Origin of the sequence: Pseudomonas sp. HY7a-MNA-CIBAN-0227, assembly GCF_040310325.1 — a bacterium.
Taxonomy (GTDB): domain Bacteria; phylum Pseudomonadota; class Gammaproteobacteria; order Pseudomonadales; family Pseudomonadaceae; genus Aquipseudomonas.
Window position 1 is genome coordinate 84,054 of record NZ_JBEOPT010000003.1, and the last position, 18,368, is coordinate 102,421.

General features: G+C 60.7%; 15 protein-coding genes. 4 read left to right on the forward strand and 11 right to left on the reverse strand.

What is annotated here, in order from left to right:
• Position 1: 1 nt before the first annotated feature.
• The 4 genes from AAEZ06_RS06485 to AAEZ06_RS06500 all read left to right on the forward strand — a co-directional run bounded on the left by AAEZ06_RS06485 (position 2) and on the right by AAEZ06_RS06500 (position 7,177).
• Entirely contained in the window at positions 2–3,163 is a 3,162-nt protein-coding gene (locus AAEZ06_RS06485; protein ID WP_350613535.1) for an efflux RND transporter permease subunit, read from the forward strand.
• Positions 3,160–4,617: an efflux RND transporter outer membrane subunit EmhC gene (gene emhC / locus AAEZ06_RS06490; protein WP_149414267.1), complete on the forward strand. Its 1,458-nt coding sequence runs from the start codon at positions 3,160–3,162 to the stop codon at positions 4,615–4,617. Before AAEZ06_RS06485 ends, emhC begins: the two co-directional genes overlap by 4 nt.
• A gap of 324 nt (positions 4,618–4,941) precedes the next feature.
• A complete protein-coding gene (locus AAEZ06_RS06495; protein WP_350613537.1) occupies positions 4,942–6,192 on the forward strand; it encodes an OprD family porin in 1,251 nt (416 codons plus the stop codon).
• Positions 6,193–6,277: 85 nt separating this feature from the next.
• Positions 6,278–7,177, forward strand: a complete 900-nt coding sequence (locus tag AAEZ06_RS06500; protein WP_350613539.1) for a polysaccharide deacetylase family protein — start codon at positions 6,278–6,280, stop codon at positions 7,175–7,177.
• Between the two features lie 134 nt (positions 7,178–7,311).
• Here the strand turns inward: AAEZ06_RS06500 and pcaC are convergent, their stop codons facing one another.
• The 11 genes from pcaC to pcaR all read right to left on the reverse strand — a co-directional run bounded on the left by pcaC (position 7,312) and on the right by pcaR (position 18,013).
• Positions 7,312–7,707: a 4-carboxymuconolactone decarboxylase gene (gene pcaC / locus AAEZ06_RS06505; protein ID WP_149413070.1), complete on the reverse strand. Its 396-nt coding sequence runs from the start codon at positions 7,705–7,707 to the stop codon at positions 7,312–7,314.
• A 10-nt stretch (positions 7,708–7,717) separates the two neighbouring features.
• Positions 7,718–8,509, reverse strand: a complete 792-nt coding sequence (gene pcaD / locus AAEZ06_RS06510; protein ID WP_149413069.1) for a 3-oxoadipate enol-lactonase — start codon at positions 8,507–8,509, stop codon at positions 7,718–7,720.
• Positions 8,510–8,519: 10 nt separating this feature from the next.
• Entirely contained in the window at positions 8,520–9,884 is a 1,365-nt protein-coding gene (locus AAEZ06_RS06515; RefSeq protein WP_149413068.1) for a 3-carboxy-cis,cis-muconate cycloisomerase, read from the reverse strand.
• A gap of 48 nt (positions 9,885–9,932) precedes the next feature.
• A complete protein-coding gene (locus AAEZ06_RS06520) occupies positions 9,933–11,228 on the reverse strand; it encodes an MFS family transporter (protein WP_133099335.1) in 1,296 nt (431 codons plus the stop codon).
• Between the two features lie 136 nt (positions 11,229–11,364).
• The gene (pcaG, locus tag AAEZ06_RS06525) at positions 11,365–11,931 is read right to left on the reverse strand and encodes a protocatechuate 3,4-dioxygenase subunit alpha (RefSeq protein ID WP_149413067.1); all 567 of its coding nucleotides are present in this window, start codon (positions 11,929–11,931) and stop codon (positions 11,365–11,367) included.
• Between the two features lies 1 nt (position 11,932).
• Positions 11,933–12,637 (reverse strand): protocatechuate 3,4-dioxygenase subunit beta, encoded by a 705-nt coding sequence (pcaH, locus tag AAEZ06_RS06530; RefSeq protein WP_149413066.1) that lies wholly within the window; start codon positions 12,635–12,637, stop codon positions 11,933–11,935.
• Positions 12,638–12,656: 19 nt separating this feature from the next.
• Positions 12,657–13,865: a 3-oxoadipyl-CoA thiolase gene (gene pcaF, locus AAEZ06_RS06535; RefSeq protein ID WP_178114488.1), complete on the reverse strand. Its 1,209-nt coding sequence runs from the start codon at positions 13,863–13,865 to the stop codon at positions 12,657–12,659.
• Positions 13,862–14,644, reverse strand: coding sequence for a CoA-transferase subunit beta (locus AAEZ06_RS06540; protein ID WP_178114485.1), 783 nt, complete (start codon positions 14,642–14,644; stop codon positions 13,862–13,864). Before AAEZ06_RS06540 ends, pcaF begins: the two co-directional genes overlap by 4 nt.
• Entirely contained in the window at positions 14,641–15,498 is an 858-nt protein-coding gene (locus AAEZ06_RS06545) for a CoA transferase subunit A (RefSeq protein ID WP_149413063.1), read from the reverse strand. The genes AAEZ06_RS06540 and AAEZ06_RS06545 overlap by 4 nt, the downstream gene beginning before the upstream one ends.
• A gap of 148 nt (positions 15,499–15,646) precedes the next feature.
• On the reverse strand, positions 15,647–16,993 hold the full coding sequence (gene pcaK / locus AAEZ06_RS06550) for a 4-hydroxybenzoate transporter PcaK (RefSeq protein WP_149413062.1): 1,347 nt from the start codon (positions 16,991–16,993) through the stop codon (positions 15,647–15,649).
• A gap of 177 nt (positions 16,994–17,170) precedes the next feature.
• Positions 17,171–18,013 (reverse strand): pca regulon transcriptional regulator PcaR, encoded by an 843-nt coding sequence (gene pcaR, locus AAEZ06_RS06555; protein WP_149413061.1) that lies wholly within the window; start codon positions 18,011–18,013, stop codon positions 17,171–17,173.
• Positions 18,014–18,368: the final 355 nt, after the last annotated feature.

An 18,368-nucleotide genomic window follows, 5' to 3' on the forward strand; every position in this document is an offset into this window, starting at 1 on the left:
CATGTCGAAATTTTTTATCGACCGCCCCATTTTCGCCTGGGTAATTGCCTTGGTGATCATGTTGGTCGGCGCTCTATCGATCCTCAAGCTGCCCATCAACCAGTACCCGGCCATCGCTCCAACAGCGATCGACATCCAGGTCACCTACCCAGGCGCTTCTGCACAAACCGTGCAGGACACCGTGGTGCAGGTCATCGAGCAACAGCTCAACGGTATCGACAACCTGCGCTATATCTCCTCGGACAGTAACTCCGACGGCAGCATGACCATCACCGCGACGTTCAACCAGGGTACCAACCCGGACATCGCCCAGGTTCAGGTGCAGAACAAGCTGAACCTGGCGACCCCATTGCTGCCACAAGAAGTGCAGCAACAGGGTATCCGCGTGACCAAGGCGGTGAAGAACTTCCTGATGATGATCGGTCTGGTGTCGGAAGACGGCAGCATGACCAAGGACGACCTCTCCAACTACATCGTTTCCAACATCCAGGACCCGATTTCCCGGACCTCTGGCGTGGGTGACTTCCAGGTCTTCGGCTCCCAGTACGCCATGCGTATCTGGCTGGACCCAGCCAAGCTGAACAACTTCAAGATGACTCCAGTGGATGTCAGCAACGCCGTCCAGGCGCAGAACGTACAGGTGGCCAGCGGTCAACTGGGCGGCCTGCCTGCCCTGCCAGGCACGCAACTGAACGCCACCATCATCGGCAAGACCCGTCTGCAAAGCGCCGAGCAGTTCGAAAAGATCCTGCTGCGCGTTAACTCCGACGGCTCCCAGGTTCGCCTGGGCGATGTTGCTCGTGTTGAACTGGGCGGCCAGAACTACAGCATCAGTGCGCAGTTCAACGGCAAGCCAGCTTCCGGCATAGCGATCAAACTGGCGTCCGGCGCTAACGCCCTGGACACCGCCAAGGCCATCCGCACCACGGTTGCATCCCTGGAACCGTTCTTCCCGCCAGGCATGAAAGCCGTGATCCCGTATGACACCACCCCAGTGGTGACCGAATCGATTTCCGGGGTAGTCAGTACCCTGGTCGAAGCGATCGTCCTGGTGTTCCTGGTGATGTTCCTGTTTCTGCAAAACTTCCGCGCCACCATCATCACCACGATGACGGTGCCGGTGGTATTGCTGGGTACCTTCGGGATCCTCGCGGCCTTCGGTTTCACCATCAACACCCTGACCATGTTCGGCATGATCCTGGCCATCGGTCTATTGGTGGACGATGCGATCGTGGTGGTGGAGAACGTTGAGCGGGTAATGGCCGAGGAGCACTTGTCGCCCAAGGAGGCGACGGTCAAGTCCATGGACCAGATCCAGGGCGCCCTGGTGGGTATTGCCCTGGTGCTGTCGGCGGTACTGCTGCCCATGGCCTTCTTTGGCGGCTCCACCGGTGTGATCTACAAACAGTTCTCCATCACCATTGTTTCGGCGATGGCGCTGTCGGTACTGGTTGCCCTGATCTTCACCCCGGCCCTGTGCGCCACCATGCTCAAGCCGATCGATCCGGAAAAACACGGTGAGCCCAAGAGCGGCTTCTTTGGCTGGTTCAACCGTACCTTCGACCGTGGCGTACTGAGCTACGAGCGCGGCGTCGGCAACATGATCAAGCACAAGTTTCCATCGTTTCTGGTCTACATTCTCATCCTCGCCGGCATGATCTGGCTGTTCACCCGTATTCCGAGCGCGTTCCTGCCCGAGGAAGACCAGGGTGTGATCTTTGCCCAGGTGCAGACGCCAGTCGGTTCTTCGGCCGAGCGTACCCAGACCGTCATCGACGACATGCGTGCCTACCTGTTGCTCGACAAGGAAGGCGAACCTGGCGAAGGCAAGGCCGTGAAGTCGGTGTTCACCGTAAACGGCTTCAACTTTGCCGGTCGTGGCCAAAGCTCGGGCCTGGCGTTCGTCATGCTCAAGCCATGGGATGAGCGCGACTCATCGATGTCGGTGTTCGAAGTGGCCAAGCGTGCCCAAGGCTACTTCTCCCAAACCTTCAAGGACGCCATGGTGTTTGCCATCGTGCCACCGTCGGTACTGGAGTTGGGTAACGCCACCGGTTTCGACGTATTCCTTCAGGATCAGGGCGGCGTCGGCCACGACAAGTTGATGGCGGCACGCAACCAGTTCCTCGGCCTGGCCTCGCAAAGCAAGATTCTTGCAGGCGTACGTCCCAACGGTGTAAACGATGAGCCGCAGTATGAGCTGACCGTTGACGACGAGAAGGCCAGCGCCCAGGGCATCAGCCTGGCGAGCATCAACCAGACCCTGTCGATTGCCCTGGGTGGCAGCTACATCAACGACTTCATCGACCGTGGTCGGGTGAAGAAGGTCTATATCCAGGGTGAGGCCGCTGGCCGTATGTCCCCTGAAGACCTGAACAAATGGTACGTGCGCAGCGACTCCGGGAAGATGGTGCCGTTGTCGGCCATTGCCTCGGGCCAATGGATTTTCGGCTCACCGAAACTCTCGCGCTATAACGGTGTAGCGGCGATGGAAATCCTCGGTACACCGGCACCGGGCTACAGTACCGGTGACGCGATGGCGGAAGTCGAACGTATCGCCAAGCAACTGCCGGCGGGTGTCGGCTATGCCTGGACCGGCCTGTCTTATGAAGAACGTCTATCCGGTTCCCAGGCGCCTGCGCTGTACGCCCTGTCGTTGCTGGTGGTGTTCCTCTGTCTGGCAGCACTGTACGAAAGTTGGTCGATCCCCATCGCAGTGGTGCTGGTAGTACCGCTGGGGGTTATCGGTGCACTGATGGCAACCAGCATGCGGGGGCTGTCCAACGACGTGTTCTTCCAGGTCGGACTATTGGTGACGGTGGGCCTGGCGGCGAAAAACGCCATCTTGATTGTCGAGTTTGCCAAAGAGCTCCACGAACAAGGCAAAGGCATCGTCGAGGCGGCTATCGAAGCCTCCCGGATGCGCCTGCGACCGATCATCATGACCTCCATGGCGTTCGTCCTCGGCGTACTGCCGCTGGCGATCTCCACGGGTGCCGGTTCAGGCAGCCAACACGCCATCGGTACCGGGGTAATTGGCGGTATGATCACCGCCACTGTCCTGGCGATCTTCTGGGTGCCACTGTTCTTCGTAACCGTGTCAGCCATCGGCAGTCGGAAAAAGACTGACACTACGCAAATTTCTAAAGAGGCTGGCCAATGAGCAAGTCGCTACTTTCCCTGGCAGTTACGGCATTCGTGCTCAGTGGCTGCTCGCTGATACCTGACTACCAGCGCCCCGAAGCGCCGGTGGCCGCACAGTTCCCGCAAGGGCCGGCGTATTCGTCGGCCCAGGCGCCGAGCCAGGCCGCTGCCGAACAGGGCTGGAAGCAGTTTTTCCATGATCCTGCCCTGCAACAGCTGATCCAGACCGCGCTGGTGAACAACCGTGACCTGCGTGTCGCGGCCCTGAACATCGACGCCTATGCCGCGCAGTACCGCATCCAACGCGCCGACCTGTTCCCGGCGGTTTCGGCCAATGGCAGCGGCAGCCGCCAGCGGGTTCCAGCACGGGCCTCGCAAACTGGCGAAGCGGGCATCACCAGTTCGTATTCGGCAACCCTGGGCATCAGTTCCTACGAGCTGGACCTGTTCGGTCGAGTTCGCAGCCTGAGCGAAGAAGCGCTGCAGAAGTACTTCGCCACCGAAGAAGCCCGTCGTACAACCCAGATCAGCCTGGTGGCCAGCGTGGCCAATGCCTACCTGACCTGGCAGGCCGACAAGGAACTGCTGAAACTGACCCAGGACACCCTGGGCGCGTTCGAGGAGAGCTACAAGCTCACCTCCCGCAGCAACGAAGTCGGTGTGGCTTCGGCCCTGGACCTGAGCCAGTCGCGCACCTCGGTGGAAAATGCCCGGGTACAACTGGCGCGCTACACCCGCCAGGTGGCTCAGGACGAAAATAGCCTGACCCTGCTGCTGGGCACCGGTCTGCCGGCGAACCTCGCCAGCAAGCCATTGGCTGACGACCTGTTGAGCGAAGTACCGGCAGGTCTGCCTTCTGACCTGCTGCAACGTCGTCCCGACATCCTGCAGGCCGAGTACAACCTCAAGGCCGCCAACGCCAACATCGGTGCGGCACGGGCTGCGTTCTTCCCGAGCATCAGCCTGACCGCTAATGCCGGCACCCTGAGCCCGGATCTCGGTGGCCTGTTCAAGGGCGGCTCGGGGACCTGGTCGTTCGCACCGCAGATCAACATTCCGATCTTCAACGCCGGCAGCCTGCGCGCCAGCCTGGACTACTCGAAAATCCAGAAAGAGATCAACGTCGCGAACTACGAGAAGTCGATCCAGACCGCGTTCCAGGAAGTCTCTGATGGCCTGGCGGCACGTGAAACCTACAACCAACAGTTGCAGGCCCAGCGTGACTTCGTCACCGCCAACCAGGACTACTACCGTCTGGCCGAGCGTCGCTACCGCATTGGTGTCGACAGCAACCTGACCTTCCTCGATGCCCAGCGCCAGCTGTTCAGTGCCCAGCAATCGCTGATCACCGACCGCCTGGCGCAGCTGACCAGCGAAGTGACGTTGTATAAGGCTCTCGGTGGCGGCTGGAGTGAACAAACGGCGAAGAGTGAGCCGTTGAAAGAAGAAGCGCCGAAGTTGAAGTTGTTCTGATAGCACCTAGCTAAAACGAAGCCCACCTTTTGGTGGGCTTTTTGCTTTGCGGTATGAAGCCATTGTGGACAAGCCACCCTAAAAACCATTCCAACGACTTCCGGTCGATCACCGCCCAAAACCCGCCCCTCCCGATTGAATCCCCCCACCGCTCCCCCGCACCATTGCCGGCACCTGCAAAACCAATAACAACAGATAGGCCACCATGACTGTCCGCTCCGGCTGATATCGCTCCACCGACTTTTCCCAGCGCGTTTTTTGTCTGCGACCCCAGGTTGCGGCGATGCCTTGCTTCATCCCTAACAATTAGAGAGACCCGACTTCATGAGCACCCTCCACGCCCGCAAACTACTGTTGGCCACCGCCGTCGCCAGCCTCGCCCTCCCGGCCCTGGCCGAAGAACACGGCTTTCTGGAAGACGCCAGCGCCAACCTCAACCTGCGTAATTTCTTCTTCAACCGTAACTTCACCAACCCGACCAAGGCCCAGGGCGGTGCGCAGGAGTGGACCCAGAGTTTCATCCTCGACGCCAAGTCCGGCTTCACCCAAGGCACCGTGGGTTTGGGCGTGGACGTGCTCGGTTTGTACTCGGTGAAGCTCGATGGCGGACGCGGCACCGGGGGCACGCAACTGTTGCCACTGGATCACGATGGGCGGCCCGCCGATGACTTCGGGCGCCTGGGCGTAGCATTCAAGGCGCGCATCTCGAAGACTGAGGTGAAGCTAGGCGAATGGATGCCGGTGCTGCCGATCCTGCGCTCGGATGACGGCCGCTCACTGCCGCAAACCTTGCGCGGAGGGCAGATCACCTCCAAAGAAATCGACGGTCTGGCCCTCTACGGCGGCCAGTTCCGCGCCAATAGCCCGCGTGACGACAGCAGCATGACCGACATGTCGATGTTCGGAAAAACCGCCTTCACCTCCCACCGGTTCAACTTCCAGGGAGGCGAATATGCCTTCAATGACAAACGCACGCAGGTCGGCGTGTGGAATGCCCAACTCAAGGATATCTACAGCCAGCAGTACCTCAATCTGATCCACAGCCAACCTCTGGGCGACTGGACCCTGGGGGCCAACCTCGGATTCTTCTACGGCAAGGAAGACGGCAGCGCCCGTGCCGGCAACCTCGACAACAAGACCTGGTCCGGGATGTTCTCGGCCAAGTACGGCGGCAACACCTTCTACGTCGGCCTGCAAAAACTCACCGGCGACAGCGCCTGGATGCGGGTCAATGGCACCAGCGGCGGCACCCTGGCCAACGACAGCTTCAACGCCAGCTACGACAACGCCCAGGAAAAATCCTGGCAGGTGCGCCACGACTACAACTTCGTCGCCCTTGGCGTGCCAGGCCTGACCGTGATGAACCGCTACATCAGCGGCAGCAATGTGCACACCGCCACCGTGACCGACGGCAAGGAATGGGGACGGGAAAGCGAACTGGCCTACACGGTGCAGAGCGGCACGTTGAAAAACCTCAATGTGCGCTGGCGCAATTCCAGCATGCGCCGGGACTACAGCAACAATAAGTTTGATGAAAACCGGTTGATCGTCAGCTATCCGCTAAGTCTGCTGTAAACACGCGACAACCTTGCTGTATGGTGCGCGCCTGCCGCGGCTGATCCAAATCAGCGGCGGCCTTCATTCGAGCGCGGTCCACACCATGAAATCCCTTGCCATCGCCTCAGCCGTACTTGCCCTGGCATTGAGCCTGGGCGGCTGCATCGGCCCTCCCATTGCCCTGACGCCGCAGACTGAACACAACCTGCGTGCCCAGGCGCCGATCCGCTTTTTGCTGACCTTCGATGACGGCCCCAGCGCCTCGGGCTTCGACAACCCGAGCCGTTCGGTGATCGCGGACCTGGCCAGCAACCCGGTACAACCGGGTATCAAGGCGATCTTCTTTTTGCAGACCGAGGCGTCTCGGTCCGGTGGCAGCCCGCGAGGTCGCAAGACCATGGAGCGTGAGCACGCGGGCGGGCATATCCTGGGCTTCCACACCGCCACTGCCTGGCACACCAATCACCGCCTCCTTGACTGCGAAGAACTAGAACAGACCCTCAGCCTGGGCGCGGCAACCATTGCGTCGATCACTGGGGCGCCGCCAACCCTGGTACGTCCGCCCTTCTGGAACTACGACAGCCGCACCTTCGCGGCTTATCAGAAACAGGGTTTGCACATCCTGCTGACGGACCTGAGCGCCAATGACGGCAAGATCTGGGGTTTCAATGGCAGCCCGCAGCGGCGGGCCAACCTGCTACGGCAACTGTCGCAAGTGCGCGAGCAGATCGCCCTGGGGCAGCTGCCGACAGTGGACGGTGTGATACCGGTGGTGGTGACCTTTCACGACATCAACCGCTACACCGCACGGCATCTGCAGGAATACCTGCAGATCCTGATGGACAGCGCCCGAGTCACAGGCCTTAGGACAGCTGCCGAGCCGTTCTACACGGATCGCCCGACACTGCAACGCGCCGCCATGGCTCGCACAGTGGGTGATGTCAACGACGCGGTGCATTTTCCAGGCGTGTGGAATTGGCTGTGGAACGCTGATTCCTTCTGATTTAAGCAATGGTGGCTAGCACAAGCCAGCGTAGGAGCTGTCGAGCTTTAGCGAGGCTGCGATGGCGTCAGCACAGCCAACATTGAGGGTGCCTGACCCACCGCTATCGCAGCCTCGCTAAAGCTCGACAGCTCCTACAGTTGCCGCGACTCAACGCCCAACTCATCCCACACCGACTCCGCCAGGTGAAAGGTCGCATTGGCCGCCGGAATCCCACAGTAGATCGCGCTCTGCATCAGCACCTCTTTGATCTCGGCACGGGTCACACCATTGCTGGCTGCCGCACGCAGGTGTAGTTTCAGTTCCTCACTGCGGTTCATGCCGATCAGCATGGCGATGGTGATCAGGCTGCGGGTGTGCCGAGGCAAGCCCGGACGGGTCCAGATATCACCCCAGGCGTGGCGGGTAATCATTTCCTGGAACTCCGAGTTGAACTCGGTCAGGGCATTCAGGCTGCGGTCGACGTGGGCGTCGCCGAGCACTTCGCGACGCACTTGCAGGCCGTCGGCATAGCGTTGTTTCTCGTCCACAAAAGACTCCTCAGTGGGCTAACAGAAATTCCAGCACCCGGTCGCTGAACGCGGCGCCAGCCTGCACATTGGACAGGTGCGCAGCATAGAACTCGGCGTATTCAGCGCCCTGTACATGAGCCTGGATAAAATGCCCACCGGCCGGCGGCGTAACGGCATCTTCAGTGCCGGCAATCACCAGGGTCGGCACCTTGATCGATGACAACTGCTCCCGAAAATCAGCATCACGCACCGCAGCACAGTTGGCCGCATAACCTTGCGGGGAGGTCGCCGCCAGCATGTCGGTAATCTGCTTGGCTTGATAAGGGTTGGCTTGGGCAAAATCGGCAGTGAACCAGCGGGAAATCGACGCATCACGCAAGGCAACCATCGCTGCCGCACCGTCGCGTAGGACCATTTCAATCCGTGGGTTCCACACTGCTGGCTCGCCGATCTTCGCCGCCGTATTGCACACCACCAGCCTGCGTAGGCGCTCGCCGGCGTTGATACCCAGCCACTGGCCGATCAGGCCGCCCATGGACAGCCCGCAGAAATGCGCGCGGTCAATGTGCAGTGAATCCAGCAGCGCCAACACGTCTCGCCCCAGTTGCTCGATGCTGTAAGGCCCTTCGGTGACCAGGGACTTGCCGTGCCCACGAGTATCGAAACGCAGCACTCGAAAATACTGGGTAAAGGCCGGCATCTGCGCATCCCACATATGCAGGTCAGTGCCCAGGGAGTTGGACAGCACCAGCACCGGTGCATCGTCGGGGCCATCGAGTTGGTAGTTCAGTTCGCCATCGGCGAGTTGTACAAATCCCACAGCAGCCTCCTCAGGCAGTCAATGCAACATGTTCGGCCACCGCGCGGTCGACCCAGGTGTGTGCCTGGCCCAGGTAGTGCGCCGGGTCCAGCAGGTGATCGAGTTCAGCGGCCGATAATTCGGTGGTAACTTGCGGCTCGTCAGCCAATACGGCCCGTAGATGGCGCTGTTCGGCGACGGCGCGTTTGCAGCATTGTTCCAACAAATGGTGGGCTGTTTCGCGGCCCAGGCGCTGGGCAAGGACGATGCTCACCGCTTCGGCCAGCACCAGCCCCTGGGTCAGGTCTAGGTTACGAGACATGCGCTCGGCGTCCACTTCAAGGCCTTCGCTGACCAGCAAGGCCTGATGCAAGGCGCCGGAGACCAACCGGCAAATCTCAGGCAAGGTTTCCCATTCGGCGTGCCACAGGCCCAAGCTGCGCTCGTGCTCCTGGGGCATGGCGCTGAACATCGTCGCCACCAGGCCGGGAACGCGGGTCGAGGCGCTGATCAGCACGGCCGCACCCACCGGATTGCGTTTGTGGGGCATGGTCGAGGAGCCGCCCTTGCCCTGCGCCGACGGTTCGAATACTTCCGCCGCTTCGGTCTGCATCAGCAGGCTGATATCACGGCCCAGTTTGCCGAGGCTACCGGCGATCAAGCCGAGCACGGCGGCAAATTCCACCAGGCGATCACGCTGGGTGTGCCAGGGCTGTTCCGGCAAGGTCAGCTGCAACTCGGCGGCCAGTGCCAACGCTACAGGCATGGCCTGGTCACCCAACGCCGCAAGGGTTCCGCAGGCGCCGCCAAATTGCAGCACCAGCAAACGCGGCTTGAGTTGCGTCAGTCGTTGTCGACTGCGGGTCACCGCGCCAAGCCAGCCGGCGATTTTCATGCCTAGGGTGACGGGCGTCGCGTGTTGCAACCAGGTGCGGCCCGCTAACGGTGTGGCGGCATATCGCTGGGCCTGCACGGCGAGGGTTTCCCCCAACCGTGCCAAATCGTTTTCGATCAGCTCCACGGCGCGGCGCAGTTGCAGCACCAGGCCGGTGTCCATCACATCCTGACTGGTGGCGCCCAAGTGCACATAACGCTCGGCACCAGCGTCGTCTTGAGCAATCTGCTTGCCCAAGGCCTTGACCAGTGGAATCGCCGAGTTACCCGCCGTGGCAATCGCCTCGCCCAGCGCCACCGTGTCGTAGAGAGATGCCAGGCAGGCCTGGGCAATAGGTGCGACCGCCGCTTGAGGGATCAACCCCACCAGGGCCTCGGCCCGGGCCAGCGCAGCTTCAAAGTCGAGCATGCCCTGCAGCCGGCCCTGATCACAGAACACCTCGGCCATGCTGCCTGCTGTGAAATAAGCGTCGAACAATTGATTGCTCGGGCGCGTCGTCATAAACCATCCCTAGGTCGCGCACGCCCGCAACGGGCGCGCGCCAACCGGTTACAGATCGTGGTGCAAATACGCCGCCTGTTTGGGCAGACGCAAGCTGAACAGGAACGCCACCGCCATCATGCCGGTAACGTACCAATAGAAGGTGTTTTCCAGGCCAATGGATTTCAGGCCCAAGGCGACGTATTCCGCCGAGCCGCCGAAGATCGCATTGGCCACCGCGTAAGCCAGGCCGACACCCAAGGCGCGCACTTGTGGCGGGAACATTTCCGCTTTCACCAGGCCGCTGATAGAGGTGTAGAAACTGACGATCGCCAGGGCGAGGGTGATCAGCACAAAAGCCAGGAACGGATTGGTAACGGTTTTCAGGGTCATCAGGATCGGCACCGTGCACAGCGTACCGAGGGCGCCGAACCACAGCATGGAATTACGCCGACCAATCTTGTCCGAGAGCATGCCGAACAAGGGCTGCATGCACATATAGAGGAACAATGCGCCGGTCATGATGTAGCTGGCGGTCTTGGCGTGCATGCCAGCGGTGTTCACCAGGTACTTCTGCATGTACGTGGTGAAGGTGTAGAAAATCAGCGAGCCGCCGGCGGTGTAGCCGAGCACGGTGATAAACGCCGCCTTGTGGTCACGGAACAGCGCGGCAATGCTGCCGGCGTCCTTGTTTTCCCGCATTTCCTTGCTGCTGGTTTCTTTCAGGGAGCGGCGCAGCAACAGCGAGATCACCGCCGCGATGGCACCGATCACGAACGGAATCCGCCAGCCCCAGGCCCGCAGTTCATCTTCGGTGAGCAGTTGTTGCAGGATCACCACCACCGACACTGCCAGCAGCTGCCCGCCGATCAGGGTCACGTACTGGAACGAGGCGAAGAAACCGCGCTGGCCCTTGAGGGCGACTTCGCTCATGTAGGTCGCGGTGGTGCCGTATTCGCCGCCCACCGACAGGCCCTGAAACAATCGCGCCGCCAACAGCAAGGCCGGTGCCCAGGCGCCGATGTCCTTGTAGGTTGGCAAAAAGGCGATGACCAGGGAGCCGGCGCACATCATCAGCACCGAGATCATCATCGAGTTCTTGCGCCCGTGCTTGTCGGCCACCCGGCCGAACAGCCAGCCACCGATCGGGCGCATCAGGAAGCCGGCGGCAAATACACCGGCGGTGTTGAGCAGTTGCACAGTGGGGTCGTCCGACGGGAAAAACGCCGGGGCGAAGTAGATGGCGCAGAAGGCATAGACGTAGAAGTCGAACCATTCGACCAGGTTGCCGGAGGAAGCCCCGACAATTGCAAAAATCCGTTTGCGGCGTTCTTCTCCGGTGTAGTGACTTGTCGTTGTTGTCATGTTTTTTTCACTCGTTGGGAACGGTTTGAAGTCTAGACATACTTTGCAACAAACTCGTTCCGCAAGTAAACGTTGGGGTATGGGTTGCCTGGATGGGTCTCATCGCGGGCTTGCCTGCGATAAATTTCAAACCCACTCAATAATCGAAGAACACCGTCTCTTCGTCTGTGCCCTGCAAAATCACATTCCACTGATACACACCCGAAGCATCAGCCTTGGCAATCAAGGTGCCCCGCCGCTCTTCTGGCACACAGGCCAGCAACGGATCGTCGCCATTAGCCGTCTCACCATCAAAGTAAATCCGCGTCAGCAAGTGCTTGACCAAGCCACGGGCAAACACCAACACCACCAGATGCGGCGCCTGTGTCGTACCCTTCAAACCCGGCACGCTGCCCGGCTTGATGGTGCTGAACCGAAAACGCCCTTGCGCATCCACCGGCACCCGGCCAAACCCTTCGAAATTGGCGTCCAGGGGCTTGTCCTGTTCATCTTCAGGGTGGTCATATTTTCCGGCGGCGTTGGCTTGCCATACTTCCAGCATGGCGTCGTTGACGACATCTCCGTTGCCATCCACCACACGCCCGGTGATCGCCACGCGCTCGCCCAGGGTTTGGGCATTGGCCAGGTCTTCGCGGTTCAGCCAGGTCAGGCCGATGTGGTAATAGGGCCCAACGGTGTGGGACGTGGTCGCATTGAGGGTCATCTCATTTCTCCATCGGCGTGGCGTCGCGGCCGCGCAGGACGATGTCCCAGCGGTAACCGAGGGCATAGGAAGGAATGGTTTTTTCCAGGTCAAAGCTGGCGATCAGGCGTTCCTTGGCAGACGTATCCGGGACGCAGTTGTAGATCGGGTCGTAGGCCAGCAATGGGTCGCCGGGGAAATACATCTGGGTCACCAGCCGCGTCAGCACACTGGGGCCGAACAACGAGAAGTGAATGTGCGCTGGGCGCCAGGCGTTGTGGTGGTTGCCCCACGGGTAGGCACCAGGCTTGATGGTCTGGAACTGGTACCAGCCATCGGCGTCGGTGACGGTGCGACCGGTGCCGGTGAAGTTCGGATCCAGGGGTGCGTCGTGTACGTCGCGCGTGTGGTTGTAGCGTCCGGCGGCATTGGCCTGCCAGATTTCCACGAGGATACCTGGCACCGGCAGGCCGTTTTCATCGAGCACTCGCCCGTGAATGATGATGCGCTCGCCCTGGGGTTCGCCAGCGTGCTGGGCGGTCAGGTCGTTGTCTTTCTCGTTAACGTGCTCGGCGCCGATGGTCGGGCCAGTAATTTCCGACAGGGAGTGGGGCAGAAACACCAACGGTTTGGACGGCGAACGCAGGTTCGTCGACTGGTAGGCCGGGTGCAGGTAATCAGGCTGAGTACCCGCTTGCGGGCGCCGGTAACCGGGCTTGTCACTCATGGAGCAATCCTCTTTATTGTTATTCAACGCGTTCGATGGCCAGGGCCAGGCCTTGGCCGACGCCGACACACATGGTCGCCAGGCCTTTGTAGCCGCCGGTTTTTTCCAGGTGATGGAGCGCCGTCAGTACCAGGCGCGCACCGCTCATGCCCAGCGGATGGCCGAGGGCGATGGCGCCGCCGTTGGGGTTGACCTGAGGCGCATCGTCCGCCAGGCCCAGCTCACGCAACACCGCCAGGCCTTGGCTGGCGAAGGCCTCGTTGAGTTCAATCACATCAAAGTCGCTGACAGCCAAACCCAGGCGTTCCACCAGTTTGCGGACCGCTGGCACCGGGCCGATGCCCATCACACGAGGAGCAACACCGGCGCTGGCCATGCCCAGCACGCGGGCGCGGGCGGTCAGGCCGTGTTTTTTCACCGCTTCGGCAGAAGCCAGGATCAGCGCGGCGGCGCCATCGTTGACACCCGACGCGTTGCCGGCAGTAACCGTTTTGTCCGGGCCATTGACCGGTTTTAGTTTGGTCAAGGCTTCCAGGGTGATATCGGCCCGTGGATGCTCGTCCTGCTCGACCACGGTTTCACCTTTTTTATGGGCGACGCGTACCGGGACAATTTCTTCAGCAAAGAACCCGGCGGCTTGAGCCGCTGCGGTACGTTGCTGGCTGCGCAGGGCGAAGGCGTCCTGGTCGGCACGAGAAACCTTATAGTCGTCGGCGACATTATCGGCGGTCTGCGGCATCGCATCGACGCCGTACTGAGCCTTCATCAACGGGTTGATAAAGCGCCAGCCAATGGTGGTGTCTTCCAGTTTCATGTTGCGCGAGAAGGCCGCATCAGCCTTGCCCATCACAAACGGTGCGCGGGACATCGACTCGACGCCGCCGGCAATCGCCAGCTCCATCTCGCCACTGGCAATGGCGCGAAACGCTGTGCCGATGGCGTCCATACCCGAAGCGCACAGGCGATTGAGGGTCACGCCGGGAATGCTCTCCGGCAGGCCGGCCAGCAACAAGGCCATGCGCGCCACGTTGCGGTTGTCTTCACCGGCCTGGTTCGCACAGCCGAAAAATACTTCGTCGACGGCGTTCCAATCCACGGACGGGTTGCGTTCCATCAGCGCCTTGATCGGCACCGCCGCTAGGTCATCGGCACGCACGGTGGACAGGCCGCCGCCAAAACGGCCGATGGGGGTACGAATGGCGTCACAGATAAATACGTCGCGCATCAGGCTTCTCCTGGGGTTTGGCCATGGGCGACGGCGGTGCGGGCTTCAAGATCACGCAGGGCGGTCAGTTCGATGTCGGTGGGCTCAGCGCTGGTACTGAGCTGCTCCGCAAAGCGAATCGCCCAACCCGTGGCCGCGACCACTTGCTCGCGGGTCACGCCGGGGTGCAGCGCGGTGACCACAAACTCGTGAGTGCCCTCCTCCGGCTCCATGATGCACAGGTCGGTAATAATCCCGACCGGACCCGCGCCTGGTAGACCGAGGCGTTTACGGGAATCGCCGCCCTCGCCGTGGCCCACCGAAGTGATGAAGTCCAGTTTGTCGACAAACGAACGCGCCGACTGCTTGAGGATGATCAGCACGCTCTTGGCGGAACCGGCAATCTCCGGCGCGCCGCCGGCACCCGGAAGGCGAACCTTGGGCTGGTGATAATCACCAACCACAGTGGTGTTGATGTTGCCGAAACGATCGACTTGGGCCGCACCGAGAAAGCCGACGTCGATGCGCCCGCCCTGCAGCCAGTAGCGAAAAATCTCACCAGTAGGCACGACGGTGTCGGCAGTTTCCGCCAGTTCACCGTCACCGATGGACAGTGGCAGCACCGACGGCTTGGCGCCAATCGGGCCAGATTCGTAGATCAGCACCACATCTGGCGAAGAGGTCAGGCGCGCCAGGTTGGCAGCCTTGGAGGGCAGGCCGATGCCGACGAAGCACACCGAACCGTTCTTCAGGCGGCGCGCGGCGGCAACGGTCATCATTTCGTTGGTCGAGTAAGCCATCACTTGGCCTCCTGCACGGTGGCCAGCTTGGCCTGGAATTCGCTGAAATCGGCAGTGCCGTGGATGTATTCGTCAATCCAGGCGGTAAAGGTCCCACGGTCCCGGGCGATTGGGTCCCAGGCTTGATAGAAACGGTTGTCGCGTTCGGTGTAACCGAGGGCGTAGGACGGATGCGCGCCGCCGGGCACGTGACAAACGGCAGTCAGGGCCCAGGTTGGCAGCACACAGGCGTTCATCGGCGCATTGAGGTCATCGACGATTTCTTCTACGGTGACAATGCAACGCTTGGCCGCCAGGGCCGCTTCTTTCTGCACCCCGAGAATGCCCCACAACAGCACGTTGCCCTTGCGATCAGCCTTTTGTGCGTGGATCACGGTGATGTCCGGGCGCACCGCCGGCACCGCCGCCAGCACTTCACCAGTAAACGGGCAGGTCACGGTCTTGATCAGCGGGTTGACCTTGGGCAGGTCAGAGCCTGCGTAGGCTCGCAGTACTGCGAACGGCAGGCCAGATGCTCCGGCGACGTAGGCATTGGCCAGGTCGGCGTGACTGTGTTCTTCGATCTCCAACGGCTGCGGCCACTGTTTTTCCACCGCGTCCCGCAGGCGATGCAGGGAACCCACGCCGGGATTGCCGCCCCAGGAGAAAATCAGCCTGCGCGCACAGCCGGCACCAATCAGTTGGTCGTAGATCAAGTCGGGCGTCATTCGCACCAGCGTCAGGTCTTTCTTGCCCTGACGAATGATTTCATGGCCTGCCGCTGTAGGGATCAGGTGGGTAAAGCCTTCGAGCGCGACAGTATCGCCGTCGTTGACGAACTGCTTCACCGCATCGTGCAGGGTGAGGATTTCAGCCATGGGGTTGGGCTCCCGGTGTTGATCGAAAAAGGCGCCGAGGGCGGCGCCGAAGTGCTTGAAGGTTAAGCCGGGGAAATGTGCCAAACAATCCGATAATCGACTGAGTGTTCGATTATCGAACAGATTGTTGTCTAGCTATCGGTTGCGTTCAGGTCGCATCCGCATGGCTGACCATGCCCTTGATCACCACCGCACTCGCGGCCAGCGCAGCCGGAATCACCAGTGCTGTCAGCACTTGTTCGAAGTTCCAGCCCAGGCCAAGCAATGTCGCGCCCATCCATGCACCGAGAATCGCGCCGAAGCGACCAATGCCCAGCATCCACGACACACCGGTGGCGCGCCCTTGGGTCGGGTAGAAGCGGGCGGCCAGGGATGGCATGGCAGACTGGGCACCGTTGACACACATCCCGGCGATCAACACCAGCGTCGCCAACACTGTGATATTGCCCAGGCTCTGCCCGACTGCGTAGGCAAATACCCCGGCCAACAGGTAGAAGATACCGATGACCTTGTGGGGATTGAACCGATCCATCGCCCAACCCACGCCCACAGCGCTGAGCACACCACCAAACTGGAACAAGGCACCGATAAACGCGGCCTGCTCCATGCTGGCGCCGCTGTCACGCATCAGAGTGGGCAACCAGCTGGTCAGCAGGTACACAATCACCAGGCCCATGAAGTACGTGAGCCACAGCAGCAAGGTGCCAGTGCTGTAAGTGCCTGAGAAAATCACTGCAAACACGTTGCGTGCCTTGACGGTTTTCTGCTCGGGGACGCTGAAGCTTGAGGCCTGGGCGACAATGGTCGGTTCGATGGGCGCCAGGGTCTTGCGCACCTTGTCGGTGCCACGATTGCGCACCACCAGATAACGCGCCGACTCCGGCAGCCACACCAGCAACACCACCACCAGAATCAACGGCAAGATGCCACCGATCAGCAACAGACTGTGCCAGCCGAACGCAGGGATCAGCTTGGCCGAGATAAACCCGCCACCGGCCATCCCCAGGTTGAAACCGCAGAACATGCTGGTCACCAGCAGCGACTTGTGGCGCTCCGGGGTGTATTCGGACAGCAAGGTCGTGGCATTCGGCATGCCGGCGCCCAGGCCAAGGCCGGTAAGGAATCGCAGCACCAGCAATTGATCGACGTTGGAGCTATAGGCCGACGCCAGGCTAAAGGCGCCAAACACCAACACTGCGCCGACCAGCACCACTTTGCGGCCAAAGCGGTCGGCCAAGGGTCCCGAACCCAGGGCGCCAAACACCATGCCGATCAACGCGGCACTCATCACCGGGCCGAGGCTGGCGCGGTCGATGCCCCAATCCTGGGACAACGCGGGGGCGATAAAACCCATGGCCGCGGTGTCGAGGCCGTCGAGAAACACAATCAGGAAACAAAGGATCACTACACGCCACTGATAGCGCGACAGCGGCTGGGAATTGATGAAGGACTGCACATCCAGGCAAGTCCCAACAGAAGACGAAGGCTGATTCATTATTTTTATTCCACACCTATGGGCGGGGGAACGAGGATTATCTCGTCATTATTATTGGGCGGCACAGGGACTTGGACGGCAGGCACCGTTGCGGTCAATTGCGCTGCCGCGACATTAATGAGCCAGGGGAAACACCGTCAATTCATCAAACCGGGACCTGTGCGGTCACCGAACAGCTTAAGCAAACAGCTGGGCACTCAACTCCTGGCTAGCGCTAAGCATGCTGGGCAGAAAACGTTGCTCCAGCTCACTGCGGCTGACCCGTGCGGCATGGGTGCTGACGTTGAGTGCAGCCAGCACCTGGCCTGAGGCGTCATACACCGGCACGGCGATGGAGCGCAGGCCCTGTTCCAGCTCCTGGTCGACGATGCACCAGCCCTGTTGCCGCACTTGTTGCAGGCATTCGAGCAACGCTTGGGGCGTGGCCAGGGTGCGACTGGTCTTGATTTGCAGGTCGGCATGATCCAGATAGTCCTGCAACGAGGCATCGTCGAGGGCCGCCAGCAGTATCCGGCCCATGGACGTGCAATAGGCCGGCAGACGCCCACCCACCGAAAGGTCCACGGAGATCAGGCGCTGGGTGGTGGCCGAACGGGCGATATAAAGGATGTCATCACCTTCCAGGGTGGCCATGTTGCAGGCTTCGTGGAGTTGCTCGCTCATACGGTCCAGGTACGGCTGGGCAGAAACCGCCAAGGGTGTGGACGACAAATAGGCATGGCCCAGGGTCAGGACCTTGGGCAGCAGTGAATAGGTACGCCCGTCGGTGGTGGCGTAGCCGAGCTTGATCAGGGTATGCAGGCAACGGCGCACGGCGGCGCGGGGAATTTCCGTGCGATGGCTAATCTGCGCGATGGTCAGGTGGCGCTTGCGCTCCTGGAATGCCTGCACCACCGCCAAGCCGCGAGCCAGGGAGGTCATGAAATCCGGATCACCGGTAAACGCCTGGATACGCTTGGCCGGTGACGCAACGATCGGCGGCGCCACTGATGCGAAGGAGTTGCGCAATTGATCGTTCATTTCTGGGCCCTTATCTTATTTTCAACCGCTATTACAAGCCGTCTGGCAACGGATACACAAGGCGAGGCCGGCAACATTGGGCGATTATCGGACAGGCATGCGATTATCGCAATTTCCCGGCCTGTTTGTGATGCTCCCTGTCCACCCGTTTGAATGAAGGGCACTGCATCGACTCATGGAATCCGCTATACGCCGAACAACATTTTGATCTCAACTCGCACTTGTAGAATATTTAGCAAGTGTGACGCCAAAAGTTCGGCACTACTCTCGAAAAAAAACCTACAGGCCAAGTTGACGATTTTTAACTTGTTGGCGATAGTGTTATTCAAATGCATCGCTATAATGAGCTATGTGA